Source organism: Limnohabitans sp. INBF003 (assembly GCF_055396645.1).
This window is the reverse complement of sequence record NZ_AP029222.1, coordinates 2,991,274-3,016,117: the sequence shown is the minus strand read 5'-3', so window position 1 is coordinate 3,016,117 and position 24,844 is coordinate 2,991,274. Positions and strand designations below refer to the sequence as shown.

At 58.2% G+C, this 24,844-nt stretch carries 36 protein-coding genes; 27 read left to right on the top strand and 9 right to left on the bottom strand.

Annotated features, from left to right (window positions below; translation table 11 throughout):
• The first annotated feature begins 107 nt into the window (after positions 1–107).
• From tuf to ACZ5VE_RS14055, 13 genes are all read left to right on the top strand, one after another.
• Entirely contained in the window at positions 108–1,298 is a 1,191-nt protein-coding gene (gene tuf, locus ACZ5VE_RS14115; RefSeq protein WP_100174243.1) for an elongation factor Tu, read from the top strand.
• Positions 1,299–1,374: 76 nt separating this feature from the next.
• A complete protein-coding gene (gene rpsJ / locus ACZ5VE_RS14110; protein ID WP_019426908.1) occupies positions 1,375–1,689 on the top strand; it encodes a 30S ribosomal protein S10 in 315 nt (104 codons plus the stop codon).
• Positions 1,690–1,871: 182 nt separating this feature from the next.
• On the top strand, positions 1,872–2,537 hold the full coding sequence (gene rplC / locus ACZ5VE_RS14105; RefSeq protein ID WP_464455749.1) for a 50S ribosomal protein L3: 666 nt from the start codon (positions 1,872–1,874) through the stop codon (positions 2,535–2,537).
• The gene (gene rplD / locus ACZ5VE_RS14100; RefSeq protein WP_019426906.1) at positions 2,537–3,157 is read left to right on the top strand and encodes a 50S ribosomal protein L4; all 621 of its coding nucleotides are present in this window, start codon (positions 2,537–2,539) and stop codon (positions 3,155–3,157) included. The genes rplC and rplD overlap by 1 nt, the downstream gene beginning before the upstream one ends.
• Positions 3,154–3,468: a 50S ribosomal protein L23 gene (gene rplW, locus ACZ5VE_RS14095; protein WP_019429300.1), complete on the top strand. Its 315-nt coding sequence runs from the start codon at positions 3,154–3,156 to the stop codon at positions 3,466–3,468. Before rplD ends, rplW begins: the two co-directional genes overlap by 4 nt.
• Before the next feature lie 2 nt (positions 3,469–3,470).
• A complete protein-coding gene (rplB, locus tag ACZ5VE_RS14090) occupies positions 3,471–4,295 on the top strand; it encodes a 50S ribosomal protein L2 (protein WP_100120207.1) in 825 nt (274 codons plus the stop codon).
• A 10-nt stretch (positions 4,296–4,305) separates the two neighbouring features.
• A complete protein-coding gene (rpsS, locus tag ACZ5VE_RS14085) occupies positions 4,306–4,584 on the top strand; it encodes a 30S ribosomal protein S19 (protein WP_007847809.1) in 279 nt (92 codons plus the stop codon).
• A 9-nt stretch (positions 4,585–4,593) separates the two neighbouring features.
• Positions 4,594–4,923 carry a 50S ribosomal protein L22 gene (gene rplV / locus ACZ5VE_RS14080; protein WP_019426902.1) on the top strand — a complete coding sequence of 110 codons (330 nt, stop codon included), beginning with the start codon at positions 4,594–4,596 and terminating at the stop codon, positions 4,921–4,923.
• A 12-nt stretch (positions 4,924–4,935) separates the two neighbouring features.
• Positions 4,936–5,814 (top strand): 30S ribosomal protein S3, encoded by an 879-nt coding sequence (rpsC, locus tag ACZ5VE_RS14075; RefSeq protein ID WP_108285730.1) that lies wholly within the window; start codon positions 4,936–4,938, stop codon positions 5,812–5,814.
• An 11-nt stretch (positions 5,815–5,825) separates the two neighbouring features.
• Entirely contained in the window at positions 5,826–6,242 is a 417-nt protein-coding gene (gene rplP, locus ACZ5VE_RS14070) for a 50S ribosomal protein L16 (protein WP_019426900.1), read from the top strand.
• A 17-nt stretch (positions 6,243–6,259) separates the two neighbouring features.
• Complete coding sequence (gene rpmC, locus ACZ5VE_RS14065; RefSeq protein ID WP_019429303.1) at positions 6,260–6,454, top strand: 50S ribosomal protein L29; 195 nt, start codon at positions 6,260–6,262, stop codon at positions 6,452–6,454.
• Positions 6,455–6,463: 9 nt separating this feature from the next.
• Complete coding sequence (gene rpsQ / locus ACZ5VE_RS14060; protein ID WP_100120205.1) at positions 6,464–6,733, top strand: 30S ribosomal protein S17; 270 nt, start codon at positions 6,464–6,466, stop codon at positions 6,731–6,733.
• A 103-nt stretch (positions 6,734–6,836) separates the two neighbouring features.
• Positions 6,837–7,343 (top strand): redoxin family protein, encoded by a 507-nt coding sequence (locus tag ACZ5VE_RS14055; RefSeq protein WP_464455748.1) that lies wholly within the window; start codon positions 6,837–6,839, stop codon positions 7,341–7,343.
• A 97-nt stretch (positions 7,344–7,440) separates the two neighbouring features.
• Here ACZ5VE_RS14055 and ACZ5VE_RS14050 read toward each other — a convergent pair whose 3' ends face one another.
• The gene (locus ACZ5VE_RS14050; RefSeq protein WP_464455747.1) at positions 7,441–7,932 is read right to left on the bottom strand and encodes a GNAT family N-acetyltransferase; all 492 of its coding nucleotides are present in this window, start codon (positions 7,930–7,932) and stop codon (positions 7,441–7,443) included.
• Positions 7,933–8,041: 109 nt separating this feature from the next.
• On the bottom strand, positions 8,042–8,704 hold the full coding sequence (locus tag ACZ5VE_RS14045) for a cytochrome b/b6 domain-containing protein (protein ID WP_464455746.1): 663 nt from the start codon (positions 8,702–8,704) through the stop codon (positions 8,042–8,044).
• Positions 8,705–8,833: 129 nt separating this feature from the next.
• Here ACZ5VE_RS14045 and ACZ5VE_RS14040 point away from each other — a divergent pair, with 129 nt between their 5' ends.
• Positions 8,834–9,256, top strand: a complete 423-nt coding sequence (locus ACZ5VE_RS14040; protein ID WP_464455745.1) for a c-type cytochrome — start codon at positions 8,834–8,836, stop codon at positions 9,254–9,256.
• Between the two features lie 69 nt (positions 9,257–9,325).
• On the opposite strand, the gene ACZ5VE_RS14035 is transcribed toward ACZ5VE_RS14040, so the two are convergent.
• The gene (locus ACZ5VE_RS14035; protein WP_464455744.1) at positions 9,326–9,847 is read right to left on the bottom strand and encodes a TlpA disulfide reductase family protein; all 522 of its coding nucleotides are present in this window, start codon (positions 9,845–9,847) and stop codon (positions 9,326–9,328) included.
• 30 nt (positions 9,848–9,877) lie between these two features.
• Here ACZ5VE_RS14035 and ACZ5VE_RS14030 point away from each other — a divergent pair, with 30 nt between their 5' ends.
• The gene (locus ACZ5VE_RS14030) at positions 9,878–10,540 is read left to right on the top strand and encodes a DUF4197 domain-containing protein (RefSeq protein ID WP_464455743.1); all 663 of its coding nucleotides are present in this window, start codon (positions 9,878–9,880) and stop codon (positions 10,538–10,540) included.
• Between the two features lie 6 nt (positions 10,541–10,546).
• Here the strand turns inward: ACZ5VE_RS14030 and ACZ5VE_RS14025 are convergent, their stop codons facing one another.
• Together ACZ5VE_RS14025 and ACZ5VE_RS14020 are read right to left on the bottom strand one after the other, a co-directional pair.
• Positions 10,547–11,275: an alpha/beta fold hydrolase gene (locus tag ACZ5VE_RS14025; RefSeq protein WP_464455742.1), complete on the bottom strand. Its 729-nt coding sequence runs from the start codon at positions 11,273–11,275 to the stop codon at positions 10,547–10,549.
• The gene (locus ACZ5VE_RS14020) at positions 11,275–12,519 is read right to left on the bottom strand and encodes a CaiB/BaiF CoA transferase family protein (protein ID WP_464455741.1); all 1,245 of its coding nucleotides are present in this window, start codon (positions 12,517–12,519) and stop codon (positions 11,275–11,277) included. Before ACZ5VE_RS14020 ends, ACZ5VE_RS14025 begins: the two co-directional genes overlap by 1 nt.
• Positions 12,520–12,571: 52 nt before the next feature.
• Between ACZ5VE_RS14020 and ACZ5VE_RS14015 the strand changes: the two genes are divergently transcribed.
• The 5 genes from ACZ5VE_RS14015 to ptsP are packed head-to-tail and all read left to right on the top strand — an operon-like array spanning position 12,572 to position 16,832.
• Positions 12,572–13,120, top strand: a complete 549-nt coding sequence (locus ACZ5VE_RS14015; protein WP_464455740.1) for a hypothetical protein — start codon at positions 12,572–12,574, stop codon at positions 13,118–13,120.
• On the top strand, positions 13,117–14,382 hold the full coding sequence (locus ACZ5VE_RS14010) for an MFS transporter (protein WP_464455739.1): 1,266 nt from the start codon (positions 13,117–13,119) through the stop codon (positions 14,380–14,382). The genes ACZ5VE_RS14015 and ACZ5VE_RS14010 overlap by 4 nt, the downstream gene beginning before the upstream one ends.
• 13 nt (positions 14,383–14,395) lie before the next feature.
• Positions 14,396–14,839, top strand: a complete 444-nt coding sequence (locus ACZ5VE_RS14005) for a PTS sugar transporter subunit IIA (protein WP_464455738.1) — start codon at positions 14,396–14,398, stop codon at positions 14,837–14,839.
• Positions 14,808–15,077, top strand: a complete 270-nt coding sequence (locus ACZ5VE_RS14000; RefSeq protein ID WP_108285739.1) for an HPr family phosphocarrier protein — start codon at positions 14,808–14,810, stop codon at positions 15,075–15,077. The genes ACZ5VE_RS14005 and ACZ5VE_RS14000 overlap by 32 nt, the downstream gene beginning before the upstream one ends.
• Before the next feature lie 3 nt (positions 15,078–15,080).
• Positions 15,081–16,832 carry a phosphoenolpyruvate--protein phosphotransferase gene (ptsP, locus tag ACZ5VE_RS13995; RefSeq protein ID WP_464455737.1) on the top strand — a complete coding sequence of 584 codons (1,752 nt, stop codon included), beginning with the start codon at positions 15,081–15,083 and terminating at the stop codon, positions 16,830–16,832.
• Positions 16,833–16,865: 33 nt separating this feature from the next.
• Here the strand turns inward: ptsP and lipA are convergent, their stop codons facing one another.
• The 4 genes from lipA to ACZ5VE_RS13975 are packed head-to-tail and all read right to left on the bottom strand — an operon-like array spanning position 16,866 to position 19,348.
• On the bottom strand, positions 16,866–17,864 hold the full coding sequence (gene lipA, locus ACZ5VE_RS13990; RefSeq protein WP_464457508.1) for a lipoyl synthase: 999 nt from the start codon (positions 17,862–17,864) through the stop codon (positions 16,866–16,868).
• 47 nt (positions 17,865–17,911) lie between these two features.
• Positions 17,912–18,574, bottom strand: a complete 663-nt coding sequence (gene lipB / locus ACZ5VE_RS13985; protein ID WP_464455736.1) for a lipoyl(octanoyl) transferase LipB — start codon at positions 18,572–18,574, stop codon at positions 17,912–17,914.
• A 2-nt stretch (positions 18,575–18,576) separates the two neighbouring features.
• A complete protein-coding gene (locus tag ACZ5VE_RS13980) occupies positions 18,577–18,876 on the bottom strand; it encodes a DUF493 family protein (protein ID WP_464455735.1) in 300 nt (99 codons plus the stop codon).
• A gap of 25 nt (positions 18,877–18,901) precedes the next feature.
• The gene (locus ACZ5VE_RS13975; protein ID WP_464455734.1) at positions 18,902–19,348 is read right to left on the bottom strand and encodes a CopD family protein; all 447 of its coding nucleotides are present in this window, start codon (positions 19,346–19,348) and stop codon (positions 18,902–18,904) included.
• Between the two features lie 239 nt (positions 19,349–19,587).
• Here ACZ5VE_RS13975 and ACZ5VE_RS13970 point away from each other — a divergent pair, with 239 nt between their 5' ends.
• The 7 genes from ACZ5VE_RS13970 to atpG are packed head-to-tail and all read left to right on the top strand — an operon-like array spanning position 19,588 to position 24,834.
• Entirely contained in the window at positions 19,588–20,061 is a 474-nt protein-coding gene (locus ACZ5VE_RS13970; RefSeq protein WP_464455733.1) for an ATP synthase subunit I, read from the top strand.
• A 15-nt stretch (positions 20,062–20,076) separates the two neighbouring features.
• Complete coding sequence (gene atpB, locus ACZ5VE_RS13965; RefSeq protein ID WP_108285748.1) at positions 20,077–20,955, top strand: F0F1 ATP synthase subunit A; 879 nt, start codon at positions 20,077–20,079, stop codon at positions 20,953–20,955.
• Positions 20,956–21,012: 57 nt separating this feature from the next.
• Positions 21,013–21,261, top strand: a complete 249-nt coding sequence (atpE, locus tag ACZ5VE_RS13960; RefSeq protein ID WP_019429175.1) for a F0F1 ATP synthase subunit C — start codon at positions 21,013–21,015, stop codon at positions 21,259–21,261.
• A 36-nt stretch (positions 21,262–21,297) separates the two neighbouring features.
• Positions 21,298–21,768: a F0F1 ATP synthase subunit B gene (locus ACZ5VE_RS13955; RefSeq protein WP_464455732.1), complete on the top strand. Its 471-nt coding sequence runs from the start codon at positions 21,298–21,300 to the stop codon at positions 21,766–21,768.
• Positions 21,769–21,790: 22 nt separating this feature from the next.
• Positions 21,791–22,321: a F0F1 ATP synthase subunit delta gene (locus ACZ5VE_RS13950; RefSeq protein WP_464455731.1), complete on the top strand. Its 531-nt coding sequence runs from the start codon at positions 21,791–21,793 to the stop codon at positions 22,319–22,321.
• Positions 22,322–22,365: 44 nt separating this feature from the next.
• Positions 22,366–23,919: a F0F1 ATP synthase subunit alpha gene (atpA, locus tag ACZ5VE_RS13945; RefSeq protein ID WP_464455730.1), complete on the top strand. Its 1,554-nt coding sequence runs from the start codon at positions 22,366–22,368 to the stop codon at positions 23,917–23,919.
• Between the two features lie 27 nt (positions 23,920–23,946).
• Positions 23,947–24,834, top strand: a complete 888-nt coding sequence (gene atpG, locus ACZ5VE_RS13940) for a F0F1 ATP synthase subunit gamma (protein WP_464455729.1) — start codon at positions 23,947–23,949, stop codon at positions 24,832–24,834.
• The last annotated feature ends 10 nt before the right edge of the window (positions 24,835–24,844 follow it).

Genomic DNA, 24,844 nt, shown 5'->3' with positions numbered 1-24,844 from the left:
AAACTGTCTGCGATCAAGTGCCACTCTGTGCCCGTGCGGAGTGATCAAGCAACTTGATGCAAACATTAAACCAACACACGGGCATTGCTCTTTTTAAGGATTGAAAAATGGCTAAAGAAAAATTTGAACGGACCAAACCCCACGTGAACGTGGGCACCATCGGTCACGTTGACCACGGCAAAACCACACTGACAGCCGCCATCACCACCGTGTTGGCAGCCAAGTTCGGCGGTGCAGCCAAGGCGTACGACCAGATCGACGCCGCTCCCGAAGAAAAAGCCCGTGGTATCACGATCAACACCGCGCACGTTGAGTACGAGACAGAAAACCGTCACTACGCTCACGTTGACTGCCCAGGCCACGCTGACTATGTGAAAAACATGATCACCGGTGCTGCCCAGATGGACGGCGCGATCCTGGTTTGCTCCGCTGCTGATGGCCCAATGCCTCAGACCCGCGAGCACATCTTGTTGGCCCGTCAAGTTGGCGTGCCTTACATCATCGTGTTCCTGAACAAGTGCGACATGGTCGACGACGCTGAGTTGTTGGAACTGGTCGAGATGGAAGTGCGCGAGTTGTTGTCCAAGTACGACTTCCCAGGCGACGACACACCGATCATCCAAGGTTCTGCCAAGCTGGCCCTCGAAGGCGACAAAGGCCCATTGGGCGAAGAAGCCATCATGAAGTTGGCGGCTGCTCTGGACACCTACATCCCTACGCCTGACCGCGCAGTGGACGGCGCATTCCTGATGCCCGTGGAAGACGTGTTCTCCATCTCTGGTCGCGGCACTGTGGTGACTGGCCGTATCGAGCGCGGTATCGTCAAAGTCGGCGAAGAAATCGAAATCGTCGGTATCAAAGACACTGTCAAGACCACTTGCACAGGCGTCGAGATGTTCCGCAAGCTGCTGGACCAAGGTCAAGCTGGCGACAACGTCGGTATCTTGCTGCGCGGCACCAAGCGCGAAGACGTCGAGCGCGGCCAAGTGCTGTGCAAGCCAGGCTCGATCAAGCCACACACCCACTTCACAGGCGAGATCTATGTCTTGTCCAAAGACGAAGGTGGCCGTCACACGCCTTTCTTCAACAACTACCGTCCCCAGTTCTACTTCCGTACGACTGACGTGACAGGCGCGATCGAATTGCCAGAAGGCAAAGAGATGGTGATGCCAGGTGACAACGTGTCGATCACTGTGAAGTTGATCAACCCCATTGCGATGGAAGAAGGCTTGCGCTTCGCCATCCGCGAAGGTGGCCGCACGGTTGGTGCTGGCGTCGTTGCCAAGATCATCGCTTAATTCTTTTGTGGCGCAGCAGCGCAAAGGCCTGTCCTTTGCGCTGTAGCAAGCAGAACACTCACCACAAGGAATTGACATGTCATCCAAGCAAAAAATCCGCATCCGCCTGAAGGCGTTTGACTACAAACTGATCGACCAGTCCGCTGCCGAGATCGTTGACACTGCCAAGCGCACCGGCGCGATTGTCAAGGGCCCAGTGCCTTTGCCAACACGCATGAAGCGTTTTGACATCCTGCGTTCACCGCACGTCAACAAGACCAGCCGCGACCAGTTGGAAATCCGTACGCACCAGCGGTTGATGGACATCGTGGACCCTACAGATAAAACTGTGGACGCCTTGATGAAACTCGATCTGCCCGCTGGCGTGGACGTCGAAATCAAGCTGCAGTAATGCGGTTCGGGGTGGCTGAAAGGCCATCCAAAAACTTGAAATCAGGCCCGACTTGCCAGCCATGGCGAGTCGGGCTATAATTTCAGGCTCACCTCTTTTTGGGTGAGATTTATTAACAGTCTTTCACATACCAAACGCAGCTGCCAATTGAAGTGGCTGCGGTGGAAGTTTTGGAGAAAACAATGAGTCTGAGCAACTCCCTCGGGTTGCTGGGTCGCAAGGTGGGCATGATGCGTCTGTTCACTGATGATGGGGATTCAGTTCCTGTCACAGTGCTGGATGTGTCTAACAACCGCGTATCCCAGGTCAAAACCCAAGAGAACGATGGCTATGTCGCTTTGCAAGTGACATTTGGTGCCCGCAAGGCATCGCGCGTGACCAAGCCTATCGCTGGTCACTTGGCCAAAGCCGGTGTTGAAGCCGGTGAAATCATTCAAGAATTCCGCGTGACATCTGACACAGCAGCCCAGTACGCCGCAGGCGCCACTGTGCCCGTGGCAGCCGTGTTTGCTGTGGGCCAGAAAGTGGACGTGCAAGGCACTTCCATCGGTAAGGGCTTCACCGGCACGATCAAGCGTCACAACTTCAAATCGCAGCGCGCTTCGCACGGTAACAGCCGTTCGCACAACGTGCCCGGTTCGATCTCCATGGCCCAAGATCCAGGCCGCGTGTTCCCAGGCAAAAAAATGTCGGGTCACCGCGGTGATGTGACTTGCACCACGCAGAACCTGGCCGTCATCCGCGTTGACGAAGCCCGTGGCCTGTTGATGGTCAAGGGTGCCATTCCTGGTTCCAAAGGTGGTTTTGTGACCGTGCGTCCCGCCATCAAAGCTAAAGGAGCGATCTGATGCAGCTCGAACTCCTGAACGACCAAGGTCAAGCCGCTTCCAAAGTGGATGCGCCAGAAACCGTGTTCGGTCGTGAATACAACGAAGCCCTGATCCACCAAATCGTGGTGGCGTATCAGGCAAACGCCCGTCAAGGCACCCGCGCCCAAAAGGACCGTGAACAAGTTCACCACTCCACCAAGAAGCCTTTCAAACAAAAAGGCACTGGTCGCGCTCGTGCTGGTATGACTTCCTCGCCTTTGTGGCGTGGCGGTGGTCGGATTTTCCCGAACATGCCTGACGAAAACTTCACACAGAAGATCAACAAGAAGATGTACCGCGCTGGTATGGCTTCGATCTTCTCTCAGTTGGCCCGCGAAGGTCGTCTGGCTGTGGTGGATTCCTTCAAAGTTGAGACGCCAAAAACAAAGCAGCTCGCTGCCAAGTTCAAGGCCATGAGTCTCGACAACGTGCTGGTGATCGCTGACGAAGTCGACGAAAACCTGTACCTGGCATCGCGCAACCTGATCAACATCCTGATTGTTGAGCCCCGTTACGCTGATCCCGTGTCTTTGGTGAACTTCAAGAAAGTCCTCGTGACCAAAGGCGCCATGGACAAACTCAAGGAGATGTTTGCATGAGCGCCGTGAAGTTTGACGAAGGTCGTCTGATGTCCGTGCTGGTTGCGCCCATCGTGTCCGAAAAGGCCACCATGGTTGCAGAAAAATCCAACGCTGTGACATTCAAAGTGCTGCAGGACGCTACCAAGCCTGAAATCAAAGCCGCTGTGGAGTTGATGTTCAAGGTTGAGGTCAAAGGCGTGTCTGTGGTGAATACCAAGGGCAAGACCAAGCGTTTTGGCAAGACCATTGGCCGTCGCGACAACATTCGCAAGGCTTATGTCACGCTGCAACCAGGTCAAGAGCTGAACCTGTCCGGGGAGGCTGCGTAATCATGGCTGTCATCAAGATCAAACCAACCTCCCCAGGCCGTCGTGGCGTGGTGAAGGTCACCCGTGACCACCTGCACAAAGGTGAAGGCTACGCTCCGTTGCTGGAACCCCAGCACCAGAAGTCAGGCCGTAACAACAACGGTCACATCACAACTCGCCACAAAGGCGGTGGTCACAAGCACCACTACCGCGTGGTCGATTTCAAGCGCAACAAAGATGCAATCCCGGCGAAAGTCGAACGCATTGAGTACGATCCAAACCGTACTGCGCACATTGCTTTGCTGTGCTACGCCGATGGCGAGCGCCGTTACATCATTGCCCCTCGTGGCATTGAAACCGGTGCAACCCTGTTGTCGGGTCCAGAGGCGCCTATCCGCGCTGGCAACACTTTGCCTATCCGCAACATCCCTGTGGGTTCGACCATCCACTGCATCGAGCTCAAGCCCGGTGCTGGTGCTCAAATCGCCCGCTCGGCTGGTGCTTCGGCAACGCTGTTGGCTCGTGAAGGCATCTACGCTCAAGTGCGTATGCGCTCCGGTGAAGTTCGCAAGATCCACATCGAGTGCCGCGCCACGATTGGTGAAGTCGCCAACGAAGAACACAGCCTGCGCCAATTGGGCAAGGCCGGTGTCAAGCGCTGGATGGGTATCCGCCCAACCGTTCGTGGCGTTGCCATGAACCCTGTGGATCACCCGCACGGTGGTGGCGAAGGCCGTACCGGCGAAGGCCGTCATGCAGTAGACCCGTGGGGCAACCTCACTAAGGGCTACCGTACCCGTAACAACAAGCGCACACAGGTCATGATCGTGTCGCGTCGCAAGAAGTAAGGGTTAGACAATGACACGCTCTCTCAAAAAGGGTCCATTCGTTGACCACCATTTGTTGGCCAAGGTTGAAAAAGCCGTTGCCACCAAAGATAAAAAGCCCGTCAAGACATGGTCGCGTCGCTCCATGGTTCTGCCCGATTTCATCGGTCTGACCATCGCCGTTCACAACGGCAAGCAACACGTTCCTGTTTATGTGACCGACCAGATGGTTGGCCACAAATTGGGCGAATTCGCACTGACCCGGACATTCAAGGGTCACCCTGCGGACAAAAAAGTCCAGAAGAAATAAGGAAAGACCATGGAAACACGTGCAGTCCTCCGGGGCGTCCGTTTGTCGGTCGATAAAGGCCGCTTGGTCGCCGATTTGATTCGCGGTAAAAAAGTGGATCAAGCTCTGAACATTTTGACTTTTACGCAGAAAAAAGCTGCGGGCATCGTCAAGAAGGTTTTGGAGTCCGCCATCGCCAACGCTGAGCACAACGACGGCGCCGACATCGACGAGTTGAAGGTGAAAACCATCTACGTTGAACAAGGCACCACGCTCAAGCGTTTCACCGCCCGCGCCAAAGGCCGTGGCAACCGCATCAGCAAGCCCACATGCCATGTGTATGTGACGGTCGGCAATTAATCAGGAAGAACTATGGGACAGAAAATCCATCCTACCGGTTTCCGCCTGGCTGTCAGCCGTAACTGGGCAAGCCGCTGGTACGCGAACAACCGTGACTTCGCCGGCATGCTGGCCGAAGACATCAAGGTGCGTGAGTACCTCAAGGCCAAGCTCAAGAACGCCGCGGTTTCCCGCGTGCTGATCGAGCGTCCCGCCAAGAGCGCCCGCATCACCATCTTCTCGGCTCGTCCAGGTGTGGTGATCGGCAAAAAAGGCGAAGACATCGAGTTGCTCAAGAAAGAACTCGCTGCCCGTCTGGGCGTGCCAGTGGCCGTGAACATCGAAGAAGTGCGCAAGCCCGAAATCGATGCGCAATTGATCGCTGACAGCATCACCCAACAGCTCGAAAAGCGGATCATGTTCCGCCGCGCCATGAAGCGTGCCATGCAAAACGCCATGCGTCTGGGTGCCCAAGGCATCAAGATCATGTCGGCTGGCCGTTTGAACGGCATCGAAATTGCGCGTACCGAGTGGTATCGCGAAGGCCGTGTGCCATTGCACACCCTGCGCGCTGACATCGACTACGCCACTTCCGAAGCCAAGACCACCTACGGCATCATCGGTGTCAAGGTCTGGGTCTACAAAGGTGACACCTTGGGTCGCAACGATGCTCCTGCACTGGCTGAGCCACGTGCCGAAGAAGAGCGCCGCCCACGTGGTCCACGCCGTGACGCCCGTCCTGGTGATCGCCCAACAGGCGATCGTCGTGGTGGCCCACGTCGCCCCGCTGGCACCAACACAGCCCCCACTGACGGTAGCGACAAGCCCGCCGGTGCAGGTGGTGATGCCAAACCCGCCGTTAAGCGCGTACGCACAGTCGCCGCGCCAGCTGCAGCAGCTGACGGTCAATAAGGAGTAACAACATGCTGCAACCTGCTCGCAGAAAGTTCCGCAAGGAACAGAAGGGCCGCAACACCGGCGTCGCTACCCGTGGCAACACGGTGGCGTTTGGTGACTTCGGCCTGAAGTCCACAGACCGTGGCCGTTTGACGGCCCGTCAGATCGAAGCCGCACGCCGTGCGATTTCCCGTCACGTCAAACGTGGTGGTCGTATCTGGATTCGTGTGTTCCCTGACAAACCGATCTCCACCAAGCCTGCTGAAGTGCGTATGGGTAACGGTAAAGGTAACCCCGAGTACTACGTGGCCGAGATCCAACCCGGTAAGGTGCTCTACGAAATCGTAGGCGTGCCTGAAGAGTTGGCCCGCGAAGCCTTCAAATTGGCCGCTGCCAAGTTGCCTCTGCGTACCACTTTTGTGGCACGCATGATCGGCCAGTAATTCAGGAGAAACAAGAAATGAAAGCTGCTGAACTGCGCCAAAAAGACGTTGCTGGTGTGAAAGACGAGATCAAAGCGCTGCAAAAAGCCCACTTTGGTCTGCGTATGCAAAAAGCCACGCAACAACTCGGCAATACCGGAACATTGAGCGAAACCCGTCGTTCCATCGCCCGTGCCAAAACCATCCTTGCCCAAAAGCAAGCCGCCAAGTAAGGAGTGACCATGACGGAAGCTAAAACATCCCTCAAGCGCACCTTGATTGGCAAGGTGGTCAGCGACAAGCGCGCCAAAACCGTGACCGTGCTGGTCGAGCGTCGTGTGAAGCACGCGCTCTACGGCAAGATCGTGGCCAAGTCGAGCAAGTACCACGCGCACGACGAAACAGGTCAATACCACCTGGGCGACACCATCGAAATCACGGAAAGCCGTCCGATTTCGAAGACCAAAAACTGGGTGGCTACTCGCCTGGTTCAGAAAGCTGCTGCCGTCTAAGCCCAAAAGCCTGACAGCTGCAAACTTTCCGGAAACGACCCACAATAGTGGGTCGTTTTTTTTTACCCTGGTACTTTCGCCAATCAAACAGATGGAGCACAACATGATCAAAGTCGGAGACGCACTGCCCGCAGCCACCCTGATGGAATATGTCGAAGTGGAGGGCAACGGTTGCAGCATTGGCCCCAACCCCGTGGACGTGGCCAAAGCCACCACAGGCAAAACCATTGCGCTGTTTGCACTGCCTGGTGCATTCACGCCCACTTGCTCGGCCAAGCATGTGCCTGGCTATCTTGAGAACCACGACGCCTTGAAGGCTGCTGGTGTCGATGAAATCTGGTGCGTGAGCGTGAACGATGCGTTCGTGATGGGTGCTTGGGCGCGTGATCAGCAAACCGGCACCAAAGTGCGCATGTTGGGTGATGGCGATGCGGCTTTCACCAAAGCCACGGGCCTGACACTCGACTTGACCGGCAAAGGTCTGGGCCTGCGCAGCAACCGTTACTCGATGTTGGTCAAGGACGGCAAAGTCGCCAGCCTCAACATCGAAGGCCCCGGCAAATTCGAAGTGAGCGACGCCGCCACACTGCTGGCACAAGCCAAAGGCTAAAGTCTGCTGCGCGCATGTGCAGCATCAACGCAAAGGGGCCCTGTCGGGCCCCTTGTTGTTGGTGCGCTGCAGCCGAATGGTGCAGGCCAGGCGCGGATCAGTCAATGTCCACCTTGAGGTAGTGCGCCCCGGCATGGGGGTTATGGTAGTAAGGCGGTATCTCGTAAAAACCCAGGTCTTCGTACAAAGCGCGGGCCGACTCCATCTCATCGAGGGTGTCCAGCAGCACGCAGGCATACCCGGCCTGGCGTGCCGCATCGAGGATGGCCTCAGAGAGCAAACGGCCCAGGCCCAGCCCACGAAACGCCGGGCGTACATAGAGGCGCTTCATTTCTGCGGCGTTGGGGTAATCCGATGCATCCAGCGGGCGCAAGGCGCAGCACCCGGCCACCGCACCATCGACCACCGCCAGGCAAAGGGCACCGCGGGGTTCGGCATAGTCACCGGGCAAAGACGCCAGTTCCTCGTCGAAACCCTGAAAGTCCAGATCCACCTCGAGCGACTGAGCGTATTCGAGGAAGATGGCCCGCAATTGCGTGTTCTGTTCAGGGGTGCTGGGCGTCAGCAGTTCAATGGATGGCGTGGCCAAGGCAGATCAATCCGAGTGATGGAGCAAACAGTGTAGCGTCAGACGGCCACGGCCACGGCCAATGCCAGGCAAGACAGCCGGGTGACACCGAAGTGAACGCGATCTTGGCTCAGGACGCGAGGCCAACGGTCCAGCCCACAAGAGCCGCTGCCGCCAGCGCGATCAACAAAGCCAGCATGCGCGAAATCAGGTCATCGCGGGACGGCGGTACGGCCTGTTCCAGTGTTTTGTCGCCATGCCACATGGCAGGCACCAGCGCCTGGTGTTTGCGCCAGCGGTACCACGCGATCGCCAGCAAATGGGTGATCACCAGCAAAATCAAAATCAGTTTGCCAAAGTGTTTGTGCCAGCCCGTGGCCAGACTGACCCAGCTGCCAGACACCAGCGCAGACAGTGGGCCTGCATTGGCAATTTCATCGTCACTGAACAGGCCGGTGCCCACCTGCAACGCCAGAAAAAACAGCAGGGCCAGCACCGACCATGAACCCAGCGGGTTGTGGCCTGCCAATGCATCTGGCGAAGCCTCTCCACGCAGATAGGCGAGCAGACGGCGGGGCTGCCAAGGCAGCTGGGCCCAGCGCGACCAATGCCCGCCGACAAACCCCCACGCCAGGCGAAACAGCAGCAGGGTGAAAACGGCATAGCCCAATCTGAAATGCCAGACCATGGCATCGCCGCCGATGTTGCCGCTGACCACCAGACCGATGACGCAGGCCGCCAACAGCCCGTGAAAAAGTCGGGTGGGCAGATCCCAGATGCGCAGTGTGACCATGAAAACCCCTGAGGTGCGTGACTTGAAAGTGTGCGAGACTGGTCGCCGAGTCGAACAAGGATAACCCTTTGGCACTCGCATAAACACCAAGGAGCACCCAAGAAATCCGCATTCAGTCTGATCGCCGCTGTGACCGCGCTGGCTTTTGCTTTGCCCGCACAAGCCCAGTTTGCCAAACCCGAAGATGCTGTCAAATACCGCAAAGCGGGTTTCACGCTCATGGCCAGCCATTTTGGTCGCTTGGGTGCCATGGCTTCTGGCAAAGCCCCGTTTGATGCCAAAGCTGCTGCGGAAAATGCCGATCTGGTCGCCGCGTTGGCCAAACTGCCTTGGGCGGCCTTTGGTGAAGGCACCGACAAAGGCGAAACCCGCGCCAAGCCGGAAATCTGGAAAGAATCGGTCAAGTTCAAAGAGGCCGCCGACAAGATGCAAGCCGAAGTGGGCAAACTGCAAGTGGCCGCCAAAGCCGGCAACGTGGACGCGTTCAAAGCCGCCTTTGGCCCGGCCGCTGCCAGCTGCAAAGCCTGTCACGACAACTTCCGCAAGGATTGAGTGGGTAAAGGACTGAGCTGGGCAAATGCCAAAGTGTATTGCTGTGCTCAGCTACCAATCAGCTGCGCATCAAGATTCGGCCAGCAGTTTTTCTATGAGCTGGTGCAGCTCGAAAAAATTGGGCGCGCCCACATAGCGCTTGACGATCTCGCCGCGCTTGTTGAGTAAAAAGGTGGTGGGTGTGAGTTGAATGTCACCCCACGCACGCGCAACAGCACCGGTGTTGTCGATCGCCACCTTGAAGGGCAGTTGACGCGTTTGCGCAAAATTGACCACGTAACTGGGTGGGTCGTAGCTCATGGCCACTGCCATGGTTTCATAGCCCTGGTCTTTGTATTTTTTGTAGGTCGCAACAATTTCCGGCATTTCGGCCACACAAGTGGTGCAGCTGGTGGCCCAAAAATTGACCAAAGATACTTTTCCTTGCAATTGCGTGGCGCTCATGGTCGAGCCGTCCAGCAAAACAAAGGAAGATTCGGGTGCGCGATCGGCAGAGCAGCCCGCAAGGGTCAAAAACAGCCCGAGTGCGCAGACGCCATTCACTACAAAACGGCCAACAGGCAGCAAATTCCAGGGAGTTTTCAAATGCATCTTCATCGTCGAAAGTTTAATACGTTCGTCATGTCCGCGGGTTGCTTGGTGTTTGCGCCAGCGCAAGCCCTTGACTTGGCCGATCTGACTGCAGGGGATGCGTCCAAAGGGCTCAAGTTGGCCCTGGAAAAAGGCAGCGAGATCGCGGTGCAGTTGCTCGGCGCGCAAGACGGCTTTTGGGGCAACGACAAGGTGCGCATTGGCCTGCCCGATGCGGTCAACAAAGGTGCCAAGCTGCTCAAGACCCTGGGTCTGGGCAAGCAACTGGATGAATTGAATCTGCAGATGAACCGGGCGGCTGAAGCGGCTGTGCCTTTGTCCAAAAAGCTGCTGACGCAGTCGATTCAGAACATGTCGGTGCAAGACGCCAAGGGCATCTTGCAAGGGGGCGAGAATTCGGTCACGCAATTTTTTGCCAGCAAGACGCGTGCACCCTTGGCCGTTGAGTTCATGCCATCGGTCAGGCAATCGCTCGAAAAACTGGGTGTGGTGGACCAGTTCAATGCGGTCGCGGTCAAGTTGTCAGGCATGGGCTTGCTTGACAAGGACAAAGCCAAACTGGAGTCGTATGTGACGGGCAAAACGCTCGACGGCTTGTATTTCATGATTGGCGAAGAGGAAAAGAAAATTCGCCAAAATCCGGCCCAAGCAGGCAGTGCCTTGTTGAGCAAGGTGTTTGGGGCCCTGCGCTAAGCCGCGTTACGCCAGACCCAGCAGCAACGCCACCAGGCCTTGGGGGTCACTGACCATTGGGTCGTGACCGGTTTTCATCTCCACCACGTTTGATCCGGGCAACCACGCCCCATCCCAAAACCTCGGATCGACCATGCGCAAGCGGCTGCTTTCGATGGTGCCCAGCGGGGGCTCGGTGCAGTTGATGAAAGTCCGAGGCACGCTGACCACCCGTTGGGGATCAAAGTCCAGCACGTGGGTGTAGGGGCCACCCGGGTGAGCCGTTTGACGCCTTTTGACCCATGCATGGTCTGCATCGTTCAAGCCAAAGACAGAAGGGTCGGGCGCAGGGAACGCATGCAGCGGATCGGCTTGCGCGGCCGCGATGCGTGCATTGCGGGTTGCGCTGGCGTGCGTGCTGCTCCAGCTCTCGCCGGGTTTGGGCAGCACAGCGTCCAGATAGACCAGGTGGCGCAGCCGCTCGGGTCGGCGATCAGCTACCGCCGTGCCCAGCATGCCCGCATACGAGTGGACCACCAGCACCACGTCATCCATCTCTTCGGTGTCCATGGCCGCCATCACATCCTGGATGTGGGTTTCCAGATCAATGTCAGGTGTCAACAAGTGGGCGCGTTCACCCACTCCCGTGAGCGTGACCGCATGAGCCCGGTGTCCGGCCTGGATCAGGCTTGGCACCACACGTTGCCAGCACCATGCGCCGTGCCAAGCCCCATGCACCAACAAATAGTTCGCCATCAGATCACCCCTTTGCCGCGCAAAGGGCCTTGTTGCTCCGCCGTCCAGCCCAACACCTCGGTCAAGACTTCGGCGGTATGCTGTCCCAGCATGGGCGGCGGCAAATCCTGACGCACCGGGGTGCGGCTCATCTTGATGGGGCTGGCCACCAACTTCAGGTCGGGCTGTACCGGGTGTGCCCAGGTACTCACCATGCCGCGCTCTTGCACTTGAGGGTCGACAAAGACCTCACCCAATGTGTTGATGGCACCGCAGGGCACTTTGGCAGCTTCCAAGGCAGGCAGCCAGTCGGACTTGGTGCGGGTTTTCATGATCGCTTCGAGCTGGGGGACCAGCTCGGCACGGTGGCGCACGCGGTCGGCGTTCAAGGCATAACGCGGGTCTTTGGCCAATTCGGGGTGGCCAGCCACGGCACAAAACTTGGCAAATTGTCCGTCGTTGCCCACAGCCAAGATCAGGTGGTCCCGGGTGCCCGGTGCCGCGCCATCAGGGGCCATGACCTCGAACACCTGGTAGGGCACGATGTTCTGGTGGGCATTGCCCGCACGGCCCGGCACTTTGCCGCTGACCAGGTAGTTGGAGCCCAGGTTCGCCAGCATGGCCACCTGGGTGTCCAGCAAGGCCATGTCCACCTGCTGGCCTTCGCCTGTGCGCTCGGCGTGGCGCAGCGCGGCCAAAATGGCCACGGTGGCGTACATGCCGGTGAACAAATCGGCCACGGCCACGCCCACCTTTTGGGGGCCACCGCCCAGATCGTCGCGTTCACCGGTGACGCTCATGAGGCCGCCAATGCCTTGTACGGCGTAGTCGTAGCCAGCGCGTTCGCGGTAAGGGCCGGTTTGGCCAAAACCCGTCACGCTGCAATAGACCAGTTGAGGGTTGATGGCGCTCAGGCTGGCGTAGTCCAGACCGTAGCGCGCCATGTCGCCCACCTTGAAGTTTTCAACGAAAACCTGGCAATGTTTGACCAATTCGCGGATCAGCGCCTGGCCTTCGGGCTGGGCGATGTCGCAGGTCACAGACCGTTTGTTGCGGTTGGCGCCCAGGTAATAGGCGGCCTCGGCCGTGTCCCGCCCTTCGGCGTCTTTCAGAAAAGGCGGCCCCCATGTGCGGGTGTCGTCGCCCGTGCCGGGCCGCTCGATTTTGATGACGTCGGCCCCTAAATCGGCCAATGTCTGGGTACACCAAGGGCCCGCCAAAACGCGGGAGAGGTCGAGAACGCGGATGCCGTCGAGTGAATTCATGCCTTCATTGTCGCTAAAACCGCAAGCCATCGCTGATCGGGATAATCACCCCATGCGAACTTATTACACGGCCGTCATGGCCAGCCTGACCCTTGGCCTGGTCTTGAGCGCGTGCAGCCCCAGCCAGAACTGGCGCGAGGTCACGTTGGACGGCACTTCTCTCAAAGCCCAATTGCCCTGTAAACCTGACCGCACCACGCGCTCTGTGCCGCTGGGCGGGGTGCCTGTCGACCTGCAGGTTGTGGGTTGTGAAAGCGGCAGCGCCATCGTGGCCGTGATGTCGGCACCTTTGCAAGCCGGCGCCGATGCCAATGCCTTGTTGGCAGGTTGGCAAAAAGCCACCTTGGACAACGCACGCATCACCCGGCCATTGGCGGCAGAACAGCAGCAGGTCTGGCATCGTCCCGGGCAATTGCCGCTGGCTTCGTCTGTCCGGATTCAAGCCAAGGGCCTGCGACCTGACGGCGAGGCCGTGATGATGGAGGCCGTCTGGGGCGCGGTTGCCGATGGTGACCGTGTGCGGCTGATCCATGCGGTCGTGTATGACCGTCAAATACAGCCAGAAATGGCCAACACCTTGTTTGAGGGGATCAAGCCATGACCGTCGCGACCCGGGTCCACCCCGAACATTTGTCGCGCCGCATGGCCATCGTGGTGTTTTTGGCATTTGCGCTGGCTTACTTTTTCTCGGCACTGGTGCGTGCCATCACCGCCACCTTGTCGCCCACACTCACCCGTGAGTTTGCGCTGAGCGCGCAAGACCTGGGTTTGCTGGCGGGCGGCTACTTTTTGGGTTTTTCGCTCACCCAATTGCCTTTGGGCCGTTGGCTGGACAAGCAGGGCCCCAAAAAAGTCGTCCTCGCTTTTCTGACTTTCGCGGTGTTGGGTTGTCTGGCGTTTTCGTGGGCAGACAGTTTTCAGGGCTTGCTGGCGGCCCGAGTGCTGTGTGGCATGGGGGTCAGTGCCTGCCTGATGGCGCCGTTGACCGGTTACCGGCGCTGGTTTGACGCCAGCACCCAATTGCGCACCAACTCGTGGATGCTGATGACCGGCTCTTTGGGCATGTTGGCCGCCACCTTGCCGGTGCAATGGCTCATGCCCATTTGGGGGTGGCGTGCCTTGTTCGTCGTGTTGGGCGCGATGATTGCCCTGGCCATGCTGCTGATCGCTCTGGTGGTGCCGCGTTGGCAAAAAGCCGTGACTGCGGCAGGGGCCCCGCAGGCGCCCGCAGTCGATGACGATGGCAGTTACCGCCAAATTTGGCGCAGCCGTTATTTTTGGCGCATGACACCGATCGGTTTTTTCAGCTATGGCGGCATGGTCGCCATCCAGACCTTGTGGGCGGGCCCCTGGATGACGCAGGTGGCTGGGTGGTCAGCCCGTGAAGCGGCCACAGGTTTGTTTTTCATCAACCTCAGCATGCTGGTGTCTTTTTGGCTCTGGGGTTTGGTCACGCCGCGTTTGGCACGCCGGGGGATTCCGGTCGAGCGCTTGATCGCCTGGGGTTTGCCGCTGACCTTTGTGGTGCTGGCTGCGCTGGTGCTGCTGGGGGCTTCGATTGGCAAGTTTGCTGCGGTGGGTTTGGCGCTTTATTGCGTGTGCAGCACTTTCGTGGCCCTGGCCCAACCGGCGGTGGGCATGGCCTTTCCGGCGCATTTGGCCGGACGTGCACTGTCGGCTTACAACCTGGTCATTTTTGCGGGCATTTTTGTGGTGCAGTGGGGCATTGGTTTGGCGGTTGATGCCGGGCGTGCACTGGGGTTGGCCCATGTCATGACCTATCAGGTGGCGTTGGCAGGTTTTGCTGTTTGCTCGTGCTTGTCATGGGTGTATTTCCTGCTGAGCAAGCCGGATCAGACCTGATAATGAGGTCATCATGATCGGCATCCTCATCATCGCCCACGCGCCGCTGGCCAACGCCTTGCGGGAATGCGCCTTGCACGTGTTTCCGGACTGCGCCTCGGGCGTGCTCGCACTGGATGTGCTGCCCAACGAATCGCCCGAGGACAGCCTGGCCAAAGCACGCGAGGCCATGAAAGCCTTGGCAACAGACGAAGTTTTGTTGCTCAGTGATGTGTTTGGCGCGACACCTTGCAATGTGGCCCAGCAGCTGGGCGACGGCCTGCACACCCGTTTGGTGGCCGGTACCAATTTGCCCATGTTGCTGCGCAGCGTGTGCTACCGACATGAAAGCCTGGAGGCGCTGGCCGCCCGCGCACAGGCGGGTGGCACCCAGGGCGTGATGCCTGTAGGCAGCACGGCCCCTCAAAATCAAACAGGAAAGAGACATGCCTCAAACCACCACGACCATCAGCAATAAACTGGGTCTGCACGCACGCGCCTCGGCCAAGCTCACCAAACTGGCGGGCAGTTTTCCGTGCGAAGTCTGGCTCAGCAAGGGTGAGCGCCGCATCAACGCCAAAAGCATCATGGGCGTCATGATGTTGGCCGCTGGTTTGGGCAGCGAGGTTGTGCTTGAAACCATCGGCGAGCGCGAAGACGAAGCCATGTCGGCCTTGCTGGCCCTGATCAGCGACAAGTTCGGCGAAGGCGAGTAAGCCATGGCGTTCAGCATCCATGGCTTGGCAGTGGCCCGGGGCATTGCCATAGGGCGCGCGGTGCTGGTGGCTTCCAGTCGGGTGGATGTCGCCCACTACTTCATTGGGCCAGGCGAAGTGGTCTCAGAAATCGAGCGCTTGCGTGTGGCCCGTGACGCTGTTGTGGACGAGTTGCAGCGTCTGCAAAAAGACATGCCCAAAGATGCCCCGCACGAGCTGGTCGCCCTGCTGGACGTGCACCTGATGCTGTTGCAAGACGAAGAGCTCACGGCCGGGGTCATGCAATGGATCAAGGACCGCCTCTACAACGCCGAATGGGCCTTGACCAGTCAGCTGGAAATCATCGGTCGCCAGTTTGATGAAATGGACGACCCTTACCTGCGCGAGCGCAAAGCCGATGTGGAGCAGGTGGCTGAACGGGTGCTGCACAGCCTCAAAGGCACGGGGGCCTTGGTGGCGCAAGCGCGCCGTCCAGCTCGTCCACAACAAGAGCTGCAATTGGGCGACACCATGGATGTGCCGCTGGTGCTGGTGGCGCACGATTTGTCGCCCGCCGACATGCTGCAGTTCAAGCAAAGTGTGTTTGCCGGTTTTGTCACCGATGTGGGGGGCAAAACCTCGCACACGGCCATCGTGGCCCGCAGCCTGGACATCCCGGCGGTGGTGGGCGCACGCAGTGCCAGCCAGTTGGTCAAGCAAGACGACTGGGTCATCATCGACGGCGATGCGGGCGTGGTCATCGTGGACCCTTCACCCATCATCCTGGCCGACTATGGTTTCAAACAGCGCCAGGGTGATCTGGAGCGGGAACGCTTGGCGCGTTTGCGGCACACCCCTGCCGTCACGCTCGATGGGCAAAAAATCGAGCTGATCGCCAACATCGAAATGCCCGAAGACACGGCAGCGGCCATCACCGCGGGTGCTGTGGGTGTGGGCCTGTTTCGCAGCGAGTTTTTGTTCATGGGACGTCAAGGCAATTTGCCGGGCGAAGATGAGCAGTACGAGGCGTATCGCCGCGCCGTGGATGGCATGAATGGCTTGCCTGTGACTGTGCGCACCGTGGATGTGGGTGCAGACAAGCCGCTGGATGAGGCGCGCCATGACGCAGCCCACCTTAACCCCGCGTTGGGTCTGCGGGCCATCCGCTGGAGTCTGGCCGATCCATCCATGTTCCTGACCCAGCTGCGCGCCATTTTGCGTGCAGCCGCACACGGCAAAGTCAATTTATTGATTCCCATGCTGGCGCACGGCAGCGAAATCCGGCAGACCCTGGCCCTGATCGATCAGGCCAGATACGAGCTGGATCGCCGTGGCGTGGCGCATGGCCCCGTCCGCTTGGGTGCCATGATCGAGATCCCGGCGGCCGCCTTGTCGGTGCGCATGTTCCTCAAATATTTCGACTTCTTGTCGATTGGCACCAACGATTTGATCCAGTACACCCTGGCCATTGACCGGGCCGATGAATCGGTGGCGCACCTGTACGACCCGTTGCACCCCGCCGTGCTGCGCTTGGTGGCCGACACCATTGCCGAATGCCGGGCGCAGGGCAAAGGGGTTTCGGTGTGCGGCGAGATGGCCGGTGACGTGACCATGACGCGCTTGTTGCTGGGTCTGGGTTTGCGCAGCTTTTCCATGCACCCGTCGCAAATCCTGTCGGTCAAGCACCAAGTGCTGCGCTCCGATACCGCCAAGCTGGCGCTGTGGGCCGAGCAGGTGTTGGCCTCGGACGATCCCGCGGGTTTGATGCCACGTTGATAGCGGAGGCATGGGGCCTCCACGCAAGAGGTTTCAGCGGTTCAAAGATGCCGAGTGGGCTTGCTGATCTGCATGGTACGAGCTGCGGACCATCGCCCCCACCGCAGCGTGCGTGAAGCCCATCTCATAAGCTTTGGCCTCGAACATCTTGAAGGTGTCGGGGTGCACATAGCGGCGCACAGGCAGGTGGCTGTTGCTGGGGGCCAGGTACTGGCCAATCGTCAGCATCTCGATGTTGTGTGCCCGCATGTCGCGCATCACATCCAGAATTTCTTCATCGGTTTCGCCCAAGCCCACCATCAAGCCACTCTTGGTGGGCACGTTCGGAAACAGGGCCTTGAACTTTTTCAACAGGCTCAGTGAGAACTGGTAGCCCGAACCGGGGCGCGCTTCTTTGTACAGGCGTGGCACGGTTTCCATGTTGTGGTTCATCACATCGGGCGGTGCGGCTTTCAGGATTTCAAGTGCGCGGTCGTCGCGCCCACGGAAGTCGGGCACCAGCACTTCGATTTGGGTGGTAGGCGAGAGTTCGCGGGTTTTGCGGATGCACTCCACAAAGTGACCGGCACCGCCGTCGCGCAAGTCGTCGCGGTCCACACTGGTGATGACCACATATTGCAGCTTGAGCTGTGCAATGGTCTTGGCCAGGTTGTCGGGCTCGTTCACATCCAGCGGGTCGGGGCGGCCGTGACCCACGTCGCAAAACGGGCAGCGACGGGTGCATTTGTCGCCCATGATCATGAAGGTCGCCGTGCCTTTGCCAAAGCATTCGCCGATGTTGGGGCAGCTGGCTTCTTCGCACACCGTCACCAGTTTGTTGGCGCGCAACACGTCTTTGATTTCGTAAAAACGGGTGGTGGGTGAACCGGCTTTGACGCGGATCCACTCGGGTTTTTTCAACACTTCGCCTGCTTCGACCTTGACCGGAATGCGCGACAGCTTGGCCGCTGCTTTTTGCTTGGCCATGGGGTCGTAGTTTTCAACGCTTTGCGCTTCGCGGACCACGTTGCGTTCGGTCGGGGTGTTGCTCATCTTGTTCTTTCGGTCGTCGCTTGGCGGTGTGTCGCTGGCGCGGAGGTTCATAAACGGGCTGCCAACTGGCCAGCCAGCACCCGGGCTGCATCGTCCCAGGTGGTTTCTACACCGATTGTAGAAAGGTCTATGGTTTTGAGGCCGGCATAACCACAGGGGTTGATGCGGTTGAAGGGTTCCAGGTCCATGGCCACATTCAGTGCAGCGCCATGGTAAGTGCAGTGTCGGCTGACCTTGATGCCCAGTGCGCTGATTTTCCCCAGGCCTCTGAACGGGTCGTGGGCTGGTGCAGGCCCCACCAGCGCGGCGTGGCTGAAGGGGTCATCCAGACGCACATAAATGCCCGGTGCACCGGCCACGCGGTGGCCTGTGACGCCGAAATGAGCCAAGGTGCGGATGACCGATTCTTCGAGCTTGTAGACGTATTCCTTGACGAAGTAACCGGCGCGTTGCAGGTTGACCAAGGGGTAGGCCATCACTTGCCCCGGGCCATGGAAGGTGATTTGCCCCCCCCGGTTGGTTTGCACCACCGGAATATCGCCGGGCATGAGCAGATGGCTTGCTTGGCCCGCCAGCCCTTGTGTGAACACCGGTGGGTGTTCGCAGACCCAGAGTTCATCGGGGGTGTCAGGTGTGCGCTCGGCGGTGAAGGCCTGCATGGCCTCGTAGGTCGGCAGGTAGTCCACCCGCCCCAGCAGCCGGATGTCCATGGTCAAAGGACGATTTTGACCATCGGGTGCGAGGTCAGGGCGCGGTACAGGTCGTCGAGTTGTTCGCGGCTCTTGGCGGTGATGTTGAGTGTCACGCCCAGGTAGTTGCCGCCTTTGCTGGGGCGCAGCTCCATGGTGGCCGCGTCAAAGCCGGGGTCAAATTGCAGGGCAACTTGGCACAGCGCTTCGGCAAAACCATCGACCATGGCACCCATGACTTTGATGGGGAAGATCGAGGGGTATTCGATCAGGCTGTCTTTGCGCGGATCAATGCCGGCAGGAGGGGTCATGGAAGCGCTCATGAAGTATTCCGATTAGCTCGTAAGCTTAACGCCAGACCACCACGGCCAAAACCGCCAACCAGCCCAGCACGAAATTGGCGACGACCAAGGGGTGGATTTGCCCAAGGGCATTGCTTGCTGCAGGCCAGTCGGCGGACAGCACGGCGGCCTTCAGTCGGCGAAACGGCGCAAACCAGATGTGCGCAAAAATGAGGCACATCAACACCCCCAGCCCTGACATGGCATGCCAGCCTTTGGGGGCTAGCTTCATGTCGGCCACGGACAACATCCAGAATCCTGAGGCGAGAATCAGGGCGATCGAAATCCAGACCATCACAAAAAAGCGGGACAGCACTGCGGACATCAGGGCCAAGCGCTCGGGGGGGGCCATGTGGGCAATGACCGCCGGGCGCAAAGCCAACAGCAGCAAGGCCATGCCACCGAGCCAGACAACGCCTGCGCCAAGGTGAAAAAATTTAATCCATTCGTACATATGTAGGGGGTCGATCAAGTCGATTTAAAGGGCGTCCTGAAGCCGGACTGGCTGTGCAATTGTCGCTGTTGGGGCGGCTTACATTCAGTTTGTGGGGTTTTGTCGCGTGTCAGTGGCTTCTCACGCACGGGTTTCTACGTATAATCGAAGGCTTTGCAGGATTTGCCGTGTACGTAACTTCGGTGTAATTTGAGATGGTCAAAATCGCCTCATCCCCGGAAACGGGTATCCCGGACAACATGTCTGATGCTGCAGATGAAGGTCTTGAGCCCGAATTCAAGCCCCTGACTGCCGAACAAGCGCAAGCTTGGCGGCAACAAAACCCAGTGGTTTCGCCTTGGCGTGTGCTGGCTTTGCAGGTGGTGGTGGGTGCCCTGGTGGCTGCGCTGACCGGTTTGGTCAGTGGGCAGTTCCGATTGGCGGCATCGGCGGCATGGGGTTCTGTGGCGGTGGTGATTCCTGCTGTTGTGTTTGTCCGGGCTTTGAGCCGGCAAATGCGGCGCACCCCATCAGGTTCTGCCTTGGTGGGTTTGTTTGTTTGGGAATTGGTCAAGATCGTCTTGACCGTGGCGCTGCTTTTGGTGGCGCCGAAAGTGATTTCAGATCTGAGCTGGTTTGCCTTGGTGGCCGGTTTTGTGGTGACGATGAAGGTGTATTGGCTGGCCATGGCGCTGGGCTGGATGCAACCCAAGTCGAAGCCGAAATTTTTATGAACTGATTGGTGATTTATGTCTGCTGAAAACGCTGGCGCGCATGCCCCAACGGCTGGAGAGTACATCCAGCACCACCTGCAACACCTTCAAATGAATTTTTCATTTGAAGGCGTCAAGCAAACGAGCATCGTTGACTTCAGTCTGTTCAATCTGGACTCGGTTGTCTTTTCGCTCGTGTTGGGTGTGATTGGCTGCATCGTCCTGTGGGCTGCTGCCCGCAAAGCCACTTCGGGTGTGCCTGGCCGCTTCCAGGCTGCCGTTGAAATCTTGTCTGAAATGGTTGAAAACCAGGCCAAGGGCGTGATTCACAACGCCAAGAGCCGCAAACTCATTTCTCCTTTGGCGCTGACCGTGTTCGTCTGGATTTTCCTGATGAACGCCATGGACATGTTGCCTGTGGACCTGATTCCAGGTGCCTGGCATGCTGCTGGTCCAGCTTTGGGCTTCAAAGATTATTTGCGCGTCGTGCCTACGGCTGACCTGTCTTCCACATTGGGCTTGTCTTGCTCGGTGCTGTTCATTTGCTTGGTCTACAACATCAAGATCAAAGGCTTGGGCGGTTGGGCTCACGAGCTGATTGCTGCGCCCTTTGGTGACCATTGGGCTCTGTATCCGATTAACTTCTTGATGCAGATGATTGAATATTTGGCCAAGACGGTTTCGCATGGCATGCGACTGTTTGGCAACATGTTTGCGGGTGAGTTGGTGTTCATGTTGATTGCCCTCATGGGTGGCGGCTGGGCATTGTCGGCAACCGGTGTGGGTCTGGCCATTGGTCATATCCTTGCCGGTACCGTGTGGACTTTGTTCCACATCCTGGTCATCACCTTGCAAGCCTTCATCTTTATGATGTTGACGCTGATCTACACAGGTCAAGCGCACGACGCACATTGATGACACTTTTTCTCTCGTTTCCTGTTTCTTTTTTCCACTAACTTTTAGGAGCTTCTCATGGAAAACATTCTCGGCCTGGTGGCATTGGCATGTGGTTTGATCGTTGGTCTGGGCGCTATCGGTGCTTCCATCGGTATCGCTTTGATGGGCGGCAAATTCCTCGAGTCTTCGGCTCGTCAACCTGAGTTGATGAACGAACTCCAAACCAAGATGTTCATCTTGGCTGGTCTGATCGACGCTGCGTTCCTGATTGGTGTGGCCATCGCTTTGCTGTTCGCCTTCGCCAACCCCTTCGTTCTGAAGTAATCCACGTACCTCTTCCAACAGAAGAAGGACTGAACCGTGAACATTAACGCTACTCTGTTCATTCAGATGATCGTTTTTGCGATTCTGGTGTGGTTCACGATGAAATTCGTGTGGCCCCCGATCACAAAAGCGCTCGACGAACGGGCACAGAAAATCGCTGACGGCCTCGCTGCCGCAGACAAAGCCAAAGCCGAACTCTCCAGCGCCAATGCGCGTGTCGAGTCCGAGTTGGCCCAGTCGCGCAACGAGACGGCTTCGCGCCTGGCTGATGCCGAGCGCCGTGCAAATGGCATCGTTGACGAAGCCAAAGCACGTGCCACCGAAGAAGGCAACAAGATCATCGCCGCTGCAAAAGCTGAAGCTGAGCAGCAGGCTGTCAAGGCCCGCGAGGTTCTGCGTGAGCAGGTCGCAGCTTTGGCCGTCAAAGGCGCCGAGCAGATTCTCCGCAAGGAAGTCAACGCCGGTGTCCACGCTGATCTGCTGAGCCGCCTCAAGACCGAGCTGTAAGAAGCTCCAGCCAGAGAAGACCATGGCAGAACTTGCTACCATCGCCCGCCCTTATGCCGATGCGCTTTTCAAAGCGCAGGCATCCGATCTTGCTGGCACGGCCGCTTGGCTGGATGAACTGGCTGCAATTGCCGACAACGCGCAATTGCAACAGTTCGCCGACAGCCCCAAAGTGTCCGATGAGCAGGCATTCGAGCTGATCTCTGGCGTGGTGCGCACAGCACTGCCCGAGGCTGGCAAGAATTTCCTGCGCCTGGTGATCGAAAACCGCCGTCTCAGTGCGCTGCCTGTCGTTGCACAGCAGTACCGGGCCCTCATGAATGCGCAAGGTGGCACCGCTGACGCGGTGGTTTACAGCGCATTTCCCATCGACGCATCGGCTTTGGCTGATTTGTCGTCCACGCTCGAAAAACGCTTTGCGCGCAAGCTCAATGTGAGCGTCGAGCAAGATGCCGCCCTGATCGGTGGCATTCGTGTGGTGGTGGGCGACGAGGTGCTCGATACCTCTGTCAAGGCCCGACTGGAACAAATGAAATCGGCCCTCACCGCTTGATGCGGATTGAGACCGGACATATTTAAAGAAAGAAGGAAAGAGTCATGCAACTCAATCCCGCAGAAATTTCTGAACTGATCAAGAGCCGCATCGAAGGGCTGTCCGCCAGCGCCGATATCCGCAACCAGGGCACCGTGGTGTCCGTGACCGACGGTATCGTTCGCGTCCATGGCTTGTCTGATGTGATGCAGGGCGAAATGCTCGAATTCCCATCCACAGCCGATGGCACTGCCACTTTTGGTCTGGCCCTGAACCTCGAGCGTGACTCGGTTGGCGCCGTGATCTTGGGTGAGTACGAGCACATCTCCGAAGGCGACACTGTCAAGTGCACAGGCCGCATTCTGGAAGTGCCCGTGGGCCCCGAACTGATTGGCCGCGTGGTGAACGCTTTGGGTCAGCCGATTGACGGCAAAGGCCCGATCAACGCCAAGATGACCGACGTGATCGAAAAAGTCGCCCCTGGCGTGATCGCACGTAAATCGGTGGACCAGCCGATGCAAACCGGTCTGAAGTCGATCGACTCCATGGTGCCCGTGGGCCGTGGTCAGCGCGAATTGATCATTGGCGACCGCCAGACTGGTAAAACAGCTGTCGCGATCGACGCCATCATCAACCAAAAAGGTCAGAACATGACCTGCGTTTACGTCGCGATTGGCCAAAAAGCCTCGTCGATCAAAAACGTGGTGCGCGCTCTGGAACAAGCTGGCGCGATGGAATACACCATCGTCGTGGCCGCTTCCGCCTCCGAATCGGCTGCGATGCAGTACGTGTCGGCCTACTCGGGTTGCACGATGGGCGAATACTTCCGTGACCGTGGCGAAGACGCACTGATCGTTTATGACGATCTGTCCAAGCAAGCCGTGGCTTACCGTCAAGTGTCGCTGTTGCTGCGCCGCCCACCAGGCCGCGAAGCCTACCCTGGCGACGTGTTCTATCTCCACAGCCGTTTGCTCGAACGTGCAGCCCGCGTGAACGCCGACTACGTCGAAGCCTTCACCAAAGGTGCTGTCAAAGGCAAAACAGGTTCCTTGACGGCTTTGCCCATCATCGAAACGCAAGCTGGTGACGTGTCCGCTTTCGTGCCAACCAACGTGATTTCGATCACCGACGGTCAGATCTTCCTGGAAACCTCGTTGTTCAACGCCGGTATCCGTCCTGCGATCAACGCCGGTATCTCGGTGTCCCGCGTGGGTAGCTCGGCTCAGACCAAGATCATCAAAGGCCAGTCTGGCGGTATCCGTACCGACTTGGCCCAGTACCGTGAATTGGCCGCTTTCGCCCAGTTCGCCTCCGATCTGGACGAGTCCACACGCAAGCAGCTCGACCGCGGTGCCCGCGTGACCGAATTGCTCAAGCAAGCCCAATACAGCCCCCTGTCGATCAGCTTGATGGGCGCCAGCCTGTTTGCTGTGAACAAAGGCTTCATGGACGACATCGACGTTAAGAAAGTCCTGGCTTTCGAACACGGTCTGCACGCTTACCTCAAAGACAAGAGCGCAGCCCTGTTGGCCAAGATGGAAAGCTCGCAAGCACTGGACAAAGAGGCTGAGGCTGAATTGACCGCTGCCGTGGCTGCTTTCAAGAAAAGCTTTGCTTAATTTCTACCTGATCAAAAGGAGCCGCTGATGGCATCGGGCAAGGAACTACGCACCAAGATCAAATCGGTGGAAAACACCAAGAAGATCACCAAGGCCATGGAGATGATTTCCGTCTCCAAAATGCGCAAGGCGCAGGAGCGTATGCGCACGGCCCGGCCTTACAGCGAGAAGATTCGCACCATTGCGACTCATCTCGGGCAGGCCAACCCTGAGTACGTGCATGCCTTCATGAAGCAAAACGACGGCAAGTCTGTCGGCTTCATTGTGGTGACCACGGACAAAGGATTGTGCGGTGGCTTGAACACCAACCTGCTGCGCGCCGTGACAGGTAAATTGCGTGAAACGCAGGCCGAAGGCAAAACGCCTCTGGCCGTGGCCGTTGGCGGCAAAGGTTTGGGTTTCCTGAACCGCGTCAATGCCAAAGTGGTGGCGCATGTGACGCATCTGGGCGACAAGCCTCATCTGGACAAGCTGATTGGCCCCGTCAAGGTGCTGCTCGACGCTTATGCCGCTGGTGAGGTGAGCGCTGTGTATCTGTGCTACAACAAGTTTGTCAGCACCATGGCGCAAGTGCCCACCATCGACCAGCTGCTGCCACTGTCTTCTTCCAAGATGGAAGCAGACACCAAGGCAGCAGGTGCCGTGGCCCATGGATGGGATTACATCTATGAGCCCGATGCCCAGTCGGTCATTGACGATTTGTTGATCCGTTATGCAGAAGCCCTGGCTTACCAAGCCGTGGCCGAAAACATGGCTTCTGAGCATGCTGCGCGCATGGTGGCCATGAAGGCCGCTACAGACAACGCAGGCAATGTGATTGGCGAGCTCAAGCTCGTTTACAACAAGACCCGTCAAGCAGCCATCACCAAAGAACTGTCGGAAATCGTCTCTGGCGCAGCCGCGATCAGCGGCTGATCCCCAGTTC

Bases quoted from the DNA above. Each gene is read 5' to 3' on its own strand.
- ACZ5VE_RS14005 (WP_464455738.1), top strand. From the start codon at position 14,396: ATGATCGGCATCCTCATCATCGCCCACGCGCCGCTGGCCAACGCCTTG.
- ACZ5VE_RS14030 (WP_464455743.1), top strand. From the start codon at position 9,878: ATGTCCGCGGGTTGCTTGGTGTTTGCGCCAGCGCAAGCCCTTGACTTG.
- ACZ5VE_RS13950 (WP_464455731.1), top strand. From the start codon at position 21,791: ATGGCAGAACTTGCTACCATCGCCCGCCCTTATGCCGATGCGCTTTTC.
- lipA (WP_464457508.1), bottom strand. From the start codon at position 17,864: ATGAGCAACACCCCGACCGAACGCAACGTGGTCCGCGAAGCGCAAAGC.
- tuf (WP_100174243.1), top strand. From the start codon at position 108: ATGGCTAAAGAAAAATTTGAACGGACCAAACCCCACGTGAACGTGGGC.
- rplB (WP_100120207.1), top strand. From the start codon at position 3,471: ATGGCTGTCATCAAGATCAAACCAACCTCCCCAGGCCGTCGTGGCGTG.
- rplD (WP_019426906.1), top strand. From the start codon at position 2,537: ATGCAGCTCGAACTCCTGAACGACCAAGGTCAAGCCGCTTCCAAAGTG.
- ACZ5VE_RS14015 (WP_464455740.1), top strand. From the start codon at position 12,572: ATGCGAACTTATTACACGGCCGTCATGGCCAGCCTGACCCTTGGCCTG.
- rpsS (WP_007847809.1), top strand. From the start codon at position 4,306: ATGACACGCTCTCTCAAAAAGGGTCCATTCGTTGACCACCATTTGTTG.
- ACZ5VE_RS14035 (WP_464455744.1), bottom strand. From the start codon at position 9,847: ATGCATTTGAAAACTCCCTGGAATTTGCTGCCTGTTGGCCGTTTTGTA.
- ACZ5VE_RS13970 (WP_464455733.1), top strand. From the start codon at position 19,588: ATGTCTGATGCTGCAGATGAAGGTCTTGAGCCCGAATTCAAGCCCCTG.
- ptsP (WP_464455737.1), top strand. From the start codon at position 15,081: ATGGCGTTCAGCATCCATGGCTTGGCAGTGGCCCGGGGCATTGCCATA.
- rpsC (WP_108285730.1), top strand. From the start codon at position 4,936: ATGGGACAGAAAATCCATCCTACCGGTTTCCGCCTGGCTGTCAGCCGT.
- ACZ5VE_RS14010 (WP_464455739.1), top strand. From the start codon at position 13,117: ATGACCGTCGCGACCCGGGTCCACCCCGAACATTTGTCGCGCCGCATG.
- ACZ5VE_RS14020 (WP_464455741.1), bottom strand. From the start codon at position 12,519: ATGAATTCACTCGACGGCATCCGCGTTCTCGACCTCTCCCGCGTTTTG.
- ACZ5VE_RS13980 (WP_464455735.1), bottom strand. From the start codon at position 18,876: ATGAGCGCTTCCATGACCCCTCCTGCCGGCATTGATCCGCGCAAAGAC.
- lipB (WP_464455736.1), bottom strand. From the start codon at position 18,574: ATGGACATCCGGCTGCTGGGGCGGGTGGACTACCTGCCGACCTACGAG.
- ACZ5VE_RS14000 (WP_108285739.1), top strand. From the start codon at position 14,808: ATGCCTCAAACCACCACGACCATCAGCAATAAACTGGGTCTGCACGCA.
- rplC (WP_464455749.1), top strand. From the start codon at position 1,872: ATGAGTCTGAGCAACTCCCTCGGGTTGCTGGGTCGCAAGGTGGGCATG.
- rplP (WP_019426900.1), top strand. From the start codon at position 5,826: ATGCTGCAACCTGCTCGCAGAAAGTTCCGCAAGGAACAGAAGGGCCGC.
- atpA (WP_464455730.1), top strand. From the start codon at position 22,366: ATGCAACTCAATCCCGCAGAAATTTCTGAACTGATCAAGAGCCGCATC.
- atpE (WP_019429175.1), top strand. From the start codon at position 21,013: ATGGAAAACATTCTCGGCCTGGTGGCATTGGCATGTGGTTTGATCGTT.
- ACZ5VE_RS14025 (WP_464455742.1), bottom strand. From the start codon at position 11,275: ATGGCGAACTATTTGTTGGTGCATGGGGCTTGGCACGGCGCATGGTGC.
- ACZ5VE_RS13975 (WP_464455734.1), bottom strand. From the start codon at position 19,348: ATGTACGAATGGATTAAATTTTTTCACCTTGGCGCAGGCGTTGTCTGG.
- atpB (WP_108285748.1), top strand. From the start codon at position 20,077: ATGTCTGCTGAAAACGCTGGCGCGCATGCCCCAACGGCTGGAGAGTAC.
- atpG (WP_464455729.1), top strand. From the start codon at position 23,947: ATGGCATCGGGCAAGGAACTACGCACCAAGATCAAATCGGTGGAAAAC.
- ACZ5VE_RS14055 (WP_464455748.1), top strand. From the start codon at position 6,837: ATGATCAAAGTCGGAGACGCACTGCCCGCAGCCACCCTGATGGAATAT.
- rpsQ (WP_100120205.1), top strand. From the start codon at position 6,464: ATGACGGAAGCTAAAACATCCCTCAAGCGCACCTTGATTGGCAAGGTG.
- rpsJ (WP_019426908.1), top strand. From the start codon at position 1,375: ATGTCATCCAAGCAAAAAATCCGCATCCGCCTGAAGGCGTTTGACTAC.
- ACZ5VE_RS14045 (WP_464455746.1), bottom strand. From the start codon at position 8,704: ATGGTCACACTGCGCATCTGGGATCTGCCCACCCGACTTTTTCACGGG.
- rplV (WP_019426902.1), top strand. From the start codon at position 4,594: ATGGAAACACGTGCAGTCCTCCGGGGCGTCCGTTTGTCGGTCGATAAA.
- rpmC (WP_019429303.1), top strand. From the start codon at position 6,260: ATGAAAGCTGCTGAACTGCGCCAAAAAGACGTTGCTGGTGTGAAAGAC.
- rplW (WP_019429300.1), top strand. From the start codon at position 3,154: ATGAGCGCCGTGAAGTTTGACGAAGGTCGTCTGATGTCCGTGCTGGTT.